This is a genomic window from Streptomyces sp. NPDC003032, from assembly GCF_053591415.1.
This window is the reverse complement of sequence record NZ_JBSFTT010000034.1, coordinates 71,742-78,411: the sequence shown is the minus strand read 5'-3', so window position 1 is coordinate 78,411 and position 6,670 is coordinate 71,742. Positions and strand designations below refer to the sequence as shown.

Below are 6,670 nucleotides of genomic sequence, written 5' to 3'. Positions count from 1 at the left end.
CCGCGCCCCCCCCCCCCAGCGCAGGCCCCCGCGGCCGACCGCGTGCGGTTGGCCGCGCCTCCCGCCCCCCCCCCCGCCCGCGCCGCCCGCTTCACTGTCGTACGGCGGCAGTCTCAGGCCGTCTGTCCGTCCTTTCTGATGCGCCGCGGCAGATAGTGGAAGGCTGCTATGCCGGCGGCGCCGAGGCCGCCCGCCGCCGCCAGCATCAGGCCGATGCCCGACATACCGGTCGCCGCGAGGCCGTCCGAGCCGCTGGTCACGTCGGTACCGAGCTGGGTGTCGGAAGCGTTCGAGCCGCCGCTCGTGCCCGAGCCACCCGTCGAACCCGAGTCGCCACCCGAAGAGCCGCCGGTGGTGGCCCCACCGTCGGTCGGGTCCGTGGGATCAGCGGAGTCGGTGGGGTCGGTCGGCGGGTCCGTGGGCGGATCGGTCGGCGGATCGGTCGGCGGGTCCGTGGGCGGATCCGACGGGTCCGTGCCGCCGCCACCTGTGATCGTCATCTTGTGCAGCAGCGTCTTCTGACCCGCGTCGAGGGTGCACTCCGCCACGAACTCGTCACCGTTCGGCGGCAGTTGGACGGGCTTGCCCTCCGCATCCCGGGCGATCATGTTGTGCAGCTTCAGGCCCTTCACGTCGAAGGCCGCCTCACCCGCCTTGGCCCAGGTCAGCAGCCCGCCCGGCGACTTGCCGGTCGCCGTCACCTCGAACGCGGCGGCGGGATCGGGGATATTGGCCTTGGCGACGGTATTGACGACCTTGATGGGCAACGCGCCGTCGCCACCGGGCTGGGTGACGACGACATCGGCGGTCGCCTTGCCCTCAAGCGTGGTCGCGCCGAGCACACCGAGACCCTGCGCGGCCCGCGCGCTGACCTTGGTGACGGCCTTGATGTCGTACTCGGGCACCGACTCGCCGACCTTCATGGTGGCCGGCATGTCCGTGGTGATCGCGACCTCGATGGCGTCATTGTTGATGATCGGAAACTTGCAGGTGTACTTCTGCGCGAGCGACACCGGCTCCGCGGACGCGCTGCCACCGCCACCGGCCAGTGCGAGTAACACCCCGGCGACTCCGGTCAGGGCCGGTGCCCAGACCATTCGGTCTCCCATATGTGACCCCAATTCTGAGAATTGACACAATCGAGCAATTAGTACTGACGGGTAAGGTGTCGGTCAACCCGATCGGCGCAGATCGATGCAGCTCGGCGGCGCGGAGTACGCAATTTGTCATCCGCGTACCATTGCGTACTCACCGCGGTCACAAATCCTCCGGACCGTCACCTTCCTTTTGACGATGGCCCGAAGCAGGGCTTGACCGCCCAACTACCCACCAGTAGTTTACGTATTCGAAACGCCGCCGTATCGCCTGCGGAAGCTCCATCGACAGGCGCTTTCCCTCGCGGCGGCGCATTTCGCATCTTCCGATTTCCCTGGACAACCGGGCCGGCGAGTCGGGAATCGGGGAGATGGCAGCGACTTTCGTTTGTGCCCATTCACGTAGCCCGAGAGGTAGCTCATGGGAGTGCACAAGAGAAGAGTCAGGGCACGCACCGCCCTGAGTACGGTGGCGGCCGCCGGCCTCGTCACCGGTCTGGTCAGCCTGGGCGGGGGTTCCGCCTCCGCCGACCCGGTGAAGCTCACGCAGAAGTACACCTGCAAGTTCCCGATCATCAACAACGACCCGATCGAAGTTGAGATCACAGCCGACATGCCTGCCACCATGAAGGTGGGCGAGACGGTCCCCGCGTACGACATCAAGGCCGTCACCAAGGTCAGCGCGCGGGCCGCGCAGGGTCTCGGTGTGCTCGGTGCGGTCACCCTGGAGGGCAAGGCCACCGCCGATGTGAAGGTGACCCTGCCGGGCGGCGGCGGCAATCTGCCGATCAAGGTGGTCAACACCGTCGCCAAGGCCGACATCCCCAACCCGGCGGCCGCGTTCACCGTGATCGCCACCGGCAAGTCACCGGGTGACCTGCTGACCTGGGAGAAGGCGGGCACCGCCAAGTTCGACGTGACGGGCCTCAAGCTGCACAACATGATCGCCCGGGACGCGTCCGGCGCCCCGGTCCAACTCCCGCCCAACGGCGACGAGTTCCCGGCGGACTGCACCTTGGACGCGGGGCAGCCCACCGCGCTGCACACGATGACCATCAGTGACGGCACGAACCCCACGGACCCGCCCACCGATCCGCCCACCGATCCCCCGACGGACCCGCCCACGGACCCGCCCACCGATCCCCCGACCGACCCTCCGACCGACCCGCCCACGGACCCGCCGGGCGGTGACCCGGTGAAGCTCAACTACGACATCAAGGGCACGTCGTTCATCAAGGCCGCCAACGGCAACACCGCACTGGTGGGAGGCATCGACACCCGCTACGACCTGAGCAAGGGCACCTTCGACGCGGATCTGAAACTGAACCCGACCAAGGGCCAGTTCACGATTTTGGGGTTCCTGCCCACAACGGCGGACGTCGCCTTCGAGCAGTCCAGGACGACCACCGGCACGCTGGACACGTCCGGCAGCCTGAAGTCGCACTCCGAGATGTTCGTCAAGCTCACCAGCGTGAACATCTTCGGCCTGCCCATCGGCGGCGGCGCCGACTGCAAGACCGTCGAGCCCGCCAAGATCGACCTCGCCAGCGAGGGCCGCTTCCAGCCGTACCAGGGCGGCAAGCTCAAGGGCACCTACACCCTGCCCGGCCTCAAGGGCTGCGGCGGCCTCAACGACATGATCAGCGCGTTCACGGCGGGACCCGGCAACACCATCGCCATGGACCTCACCTACAAGAAGTAGCCCCACCCCCAGCGGTGAGTCCGCATTCCGACCCGGCCCCCCGCCCCCTTCGAGGCGGGGGGCCGGACCGTTTCCCAGGAATTGGAGAGGCAGTGCTGAGATCGCGCGCCCTACCGTGGCGGGCCGCCCCCGCCGTACTGCTGCTTGCCGGGCTGATCGGTGTGGCCTCCGGCCCGCCGGCCGCCGCGGAACCGGTGTCACTGACCCAGACGTACCAGTGCGTGTTCCCGATCATGGAGGAGGATCCACTCACGGTCGTCATCAAGGCGGACCTGCCCGCCAAGGCGAAGGTCGGCGAGCGGATCCCGGCCTTCCGCATCACCTCGGTGTCCAAGGTCGGCGGGGAGGCCGCCGCCGCGCTGAGTACGGTCGGCGGCGCCACCCTCGAAGGGGTCGCCACCGCGGACGTGACCGTCCATATGCCGGAGGGCCCGCTGGACATCGGCATCGACAACACCATCCCGAACAAGCCCCTGCCGGACCCGCCCGCCGACTTCGAGGTCACCGCGACCGGACAGGCCCCGCCGCTGACGTTCCGGCAGCCCGGCAGCGTAAGGATCGACGTCAACAGCCTGCTCCTGACGATGACTCCACGGGACACGGCCGGCGACAAGACGGGCCTTGACACCTTCGAGACCGAGTGCACCCTCGATCCGGCAAGCCAGAACAAGACGCTGCACACCATCCAGGTGGAACCGGCCGCGACAGACCCGGGCGGTGAGCCGGTGCCGCTGAGCTTCGCCATCAAGGGCAGCTCGTTCATCAAGGCGGCCAACGGCACCGCCCCGCTGTCCGGCGGCATCGACACCCGCTACGCCCCGGACAAGGGAACCTTCGACGCCGATCTCCACCTCGACCCGGCCAAGGGCCGGTTCACGATCCTCGGCTTCCTGCCCGCGACCGCGGACATCGCCTTCGACCAGACGGCGAAGACGACGGGGACCCTCGACACCGCGGGCCGCCTCACGTCGCACTCCGAGATGTACGTCAAACTCACCGGCGTGGCCGCGTTCGGACTGCCCATAGGCGGCGGGCCGAACTGCGGGTCCACCGAGCCCGCCAGGATCGACCTCACGAGCGAAGGCCGCTTCCAACCCTACAGCGGCGGCAGGCTCACGGGCACGTACACCCTGCCCGGGCTCAAGGACTGCGGCGGCTTCAACGACATGATCAGCGCGTTCACGGCGGGCCCCGGCAACACCATCGCCATGGACCTCGCGTACAAAAAGTAGTTTCCCGTTGCCCGTGCTGGGCCGTAGGGGTGGAGGCGGCGGTGGTGATCAGCGCATGGCTGGTTCCCTCCGTGGGCCTGTCGGAAGGATGGCGCGTCCGCCAGGAAGACCGCATGGCCCCTTTCAAGGGCTTCACCCGCCGATCCCGGCTCAGGGTCTTCCTGCGCGCAGCGGTCGAACTTCCTCTCCGGCTGCGACCCGGTCTACACCGCGCGGGCCGACGACGTGCTCCTTGGACGATGACGCACGGAGTGCGGCATCGTCCCGGGCCGGCGATGGCGAACTCGCCGACGGCCGGATATCTTCGGGCCTCAGTATTCGCTTCGGTAGTGAGGCGGGTCCGCAGGCACACGGGACTAGCGATGAGAGAGCCCCATCTGCCCCGTCTGGTCATCCATCAGGACCACCCGGCCGGGGCCGCAGTCATGGTTGCACTCACGGGCGAGCTGGACTTCTCCACCTCGGCCGACCTGCGCGAAGCGGTGACGCTTCTCGCAACACGGCCCGAGACACGCGGGCGCCTTGTGCTGGACCTGTCCGGCGTGACCTACTGCGACAGCGCCAGCCTGTACACGCTGCTGGGCATCTGCCAGGCGCTGTACCCCGTCGGCATCACCGTCACACTGACCGCGGCCAGCCCCGAAGTGTGGGCATGTATCCGCCGCAACGCTCTGGAAGAGCGCTTTCCCGTAGAGGCTGACCCGGACGCCGCGGACCAGGAACGTCCCCGCTGAAGCCCGCGGCTCTTCGACTTCGTCGGGCCCCGGCCCTATCCGGCGGGCGGCGCCGAGGATCCGGACCCGGGCAGGTTCGCGCACTCCGGTGCCTTGTCGAAGGCCTGCCGGAGCGCGGGGTCGGCGCGGAAGTCATGGGCGGGGCCCTGGTAGGCGCCCGCCTTGTCCATGCCCGCGCCGGCCTTCTTCAGCGCCGCTTTCAGCGACTTCTTGTCGATGACCTTGGCCTTCTTGAGCTGCGCGGTGGTGCCGGAGAGGCTGTCGCGGGCTTCGCGGAGGTTGGCGAGTGCCTTCTTGTACGCGGCGTCGCCGCCGTCGACAGGCGGAGCCCCGTCCTGTTGCATCTTCTTGTCCAGCGTCGCGAGTCGGTGGCCGAGCGCGTCCAGGAAGGTGACGACCTCGGAGTGGTACTTCTCCGCGTCCTTCTGGTCCGACGAGGGGAGCGTCAGCTTGGACCCGACGTCCTGCACGCTGTCGCAGACGCCCGAGGCCCAGTCGACCTGCGGGCCGTCGTCGACGCGTGAACTGCACCCTGAGATGGGCGCCGCGATCGCGATGGTGGCGGCCACGAGGAGGGCGACCCTGCCGTTTCCGTTTCTGTACTTGCTCATCCCTGGCTCTCCTTCGTCTTTACCTGTTCGCGTTTACCTGTTCGCGTTTACCTGTCGTCTTTAGCTGTTCGTCTCTACCGGCTGAACGTGTCGATGTTCGCGATCCGCCAGGTCCCGCCCCGGTGGACCACGTCCACGGCGAACATCGCGGACGCGTACGTGTCCGATCCGCCCTTGGCGGTACTGGTGTTGCTCTGGTCGGCGAAGACCAGGACCCGGGCCCGGTCGCCGTCGATGACCTCGACTCCGCTGTGTGTCACGGTGGTGCTGAGTACGAGCTTCTGCTTGCCCCCTTGGGCGCGGATCCGCGCGAGCATCTCCTTGTGCTGACCGACCGCCTCGCCGGTGAGGTGCTCGGCCGCGGCCTTCTCGGTGCGGCCGGGGTCCGTGTGGTCGTAGGAGAAGACCGCGTCGACGGCCTGGCCGACCGCGCCCTTCACCTCGCCGGTGCGGGCCGTGTCGGTGAGCGCCGCGTTGCGCAGGGCGGGTGCGGCGCGCAGACTCTCGGCCCGGGTGTGGGCGAGGACGGCGAAGGCCCCGGCCAGTACGGCGAGCAGCGCGAGCAGCAGCGGCCAGGGCACCGATCCGCGCGCGGTCCGCTTCCGGACCTCGCAGGGTTTCGGTCGCGGCGCCCGCGGCGCCGGCGTCATACGTGTCTCCTGAGTCAGGGCCGCGGTCAACCGCCGTCGCCGGTTGACCAGATGGCGTGTCGTCGACATGGATGGACCCCTCAGTCGGACGGGCTGTCGGTGGGTTGCTCGCCCGCGGGGGCCTGGCCGAGCCCACTCAGCTTCCAGCCCTCGTCGGTGCGGGTCAGCTCGCCGAGCAGCCGGCTCTCCTTGGTGCTCGGCTTCTTCTTCGGCGGGTCGACTGTGATGCGTACCGCGATCAGGACGCCGGCCCGGCCCTCGCGTTCGTCCAGTTCGGTCACGGCTCCGGACAGCACCTCGGCCGTGGTGACCGTGCGCGCGGTGCGCACCTGCTTCTCGAACGCGGGCCTGCCCTCGCGCAGTTCGTCGAGGAGGTCTCCGGTCGCGGACTGCTCCCAGGTGTCGAGGCCGTCCTTCAGGTCGCGGTGGTCGAGGGTGTTCATGTTCTGGACGGCCTGCTCGCCCACCGCGAGGACCTCGTCGCGGGTCTCCGCGAACGCCGCGGAGTCGTCGTGGGCCGCCACGTACCAGGACGAGCCCGTCCAGACGGCGAAGCCCAGGGCGAAGGCCGCCGCCGTCGAGGCGAGGCTGAGTTTCGTACCGCTCCGGGATGTCGTACGTACCCAACGTGCTGCCATGTCCCTCTC

The 6,670-nt window shown here is 68.8% G+C and carries 7 protein-coding genes; 3 read left to right on the top strand and 4 right to left on the bottom strand.

Features of this window, described 5'->3' with window-relative positions:
- Window positions 1-113 precede the first annotated feature (113 nt).
- Entirely contained in the window at window positions 114-1,097 is a 984-nt protein-coding gene (locus ACWDZ7_RS34490) for a DUF6801 domain-containing protein (protein WP_451802515.1), read from the bottom strand.
- Window positions 1,098-1,515: 418 nt separating this feature from the next.
- On the opposite strand from ACWDZ7_RS34490, the gene ACWDZ7_RS34485 reads away from it, so the two are divergent.
- The 3 genes from ACWDZ7_RS34485 to ACWDZ7_RS34475 all read left to right on the top strand — a co-directional run bounded on the left by ACWDZ7_RS34485 (window position 1,516) and on the right by ACWDZ7_RS34475 (window position 4,762).
- Entirely contained in the window at window positions 1,516-2,796 is a 1,281-nt protein-coding gene (locus ACWDZ7_RS34485) for a DUF6801 domain-containing protein (protein WP_451802513.1), read from the top strand.
- A 92-nt stretch (window positions 2,797-2,888) separates the two neighbouring features.
- On the top strand, window positions 2,889-4,028 hold the full coding sequence (locus tag ACWDZ7_RS34480) for a DUF6801 domain-containing protein (RefSeq protein WP_451802512.1): 1,140 nt from the start codon (window positions 2,889-2,891) through the stop codon (window positions 4,026-4,028).
- Window positions 4,029-4,453: 425 nt separating this feature from the next.
- On the top strand, window positions 4,454-4,762 hold the full coding sequence (locus ACWDZ7_RS34475) for an STAS domain-containing protein (RefSeq protein ID WP_451802511.1): 309 nt from the start codon (window positions 4,454-4,456) through the stop codon (window positions 4,760-4,762).
- A gap of 35 nt (window positions 4,763-4,797) precedes the next feature.
- On the opposite strand, the gene ACWDZ7_RS34470 is transcribed toward ACWDZ7_RS34475, so the two are convergent.
- The 3 genes from ACWDZ7_RS34470 to ACWDZ7_RS34460 all read right to left on the bottom strand — a co-directional run bounded on the left by ACWDZ7_RS34470 (window position 4,798) and on the right by ACWDZ7_RS34460 (window position 6,661).
- Window positions 4,798-5,373 (bottom strand): hypothetical protein, encoded by a 576-nt coding sequence (locus ACWDZ7_RS34470; protein WP_451802509.1) that lies wholly within the window; start codon window positions 5,371-5,373, stop codon window positions 4,798-4,800.
- Between the two features lie 74 nt (window positions 5,374-5,447).
- Window positions 5,448-6,092 carry a hypothetical protein gene (locus ACWDZ7_RS34465; protein ID WP_451802507.1) on the bottom strand — a complete coding sequence of 215 codons (645 nt, stop codon included), beginning with the start codon at window positions 6,090-6,092 and terminating at the stop codon, window positions 5,448-5,450.
- A gap of 11 nt (window positions 6,093-6,103) precedes the next feature.
- Window positions 6,104-6,661: a nuclear transport factor 2 family protein gene (locus ACWDZ7_RS34460; RefSeq protein WP_451802506.1), complete on the bottom strand. Its 558-nt coding sequence runs from the start codon at window positions 6,659-6,661 to the stop codon at window positions 6,104-6,106.
- Between the last annotated feature and the right edge of the window lie 9 nt (window positions 6,662-6,670).

Bases quoted from the DNA above. Each gene is read 5' to 3' on its own strand.
- ACWDZ7_RS34460 (WP_451802506.1), bottom strand. From the start codon at position 6,661: ATGGCAGCACGTTGGGTACGTACGACATCCCGGAGCGGTACGAAACTC.
- ACWDZ7_RS34465 (WP_451802507.1), bottom strand. From the start codon at position 6,092: ATGTCGACGACACGCCATCTGGTCAACCGGCGACGGCGGTTGACCGCG.
- ACWDZ7_RS34490 (WP_451802515.1), bottom strand. From the start codon at position 1,097: ATGGTCTGGGCACCGGCCCTGACCGGAGTCGCCGGGGTGTTACTCGCA.
- ACWDZ7_RS34485 (WP_451802513.1), top strand. From the start codon at position 1,516: ATGGGAGTGCACAAGAGAAGAGTCAGGGCACGCACCGCCCTGAGTACG.
- ACWDZ7_RS34470 (WP_451802509.1), bottom strand. From the start codon at position 5,373: ATGAGCAAGTACAGAAACGGAAACGGCAGGGTCGCCCTCCTCGTGGCC.
- ACWDZ7_RS34475 (WP_451802511.1), top strand. From the start codon at position 4,454: ATGGTTGCACTCACGGGCGAGCTGGACTTCTCCACCTCGGCCGACCTG.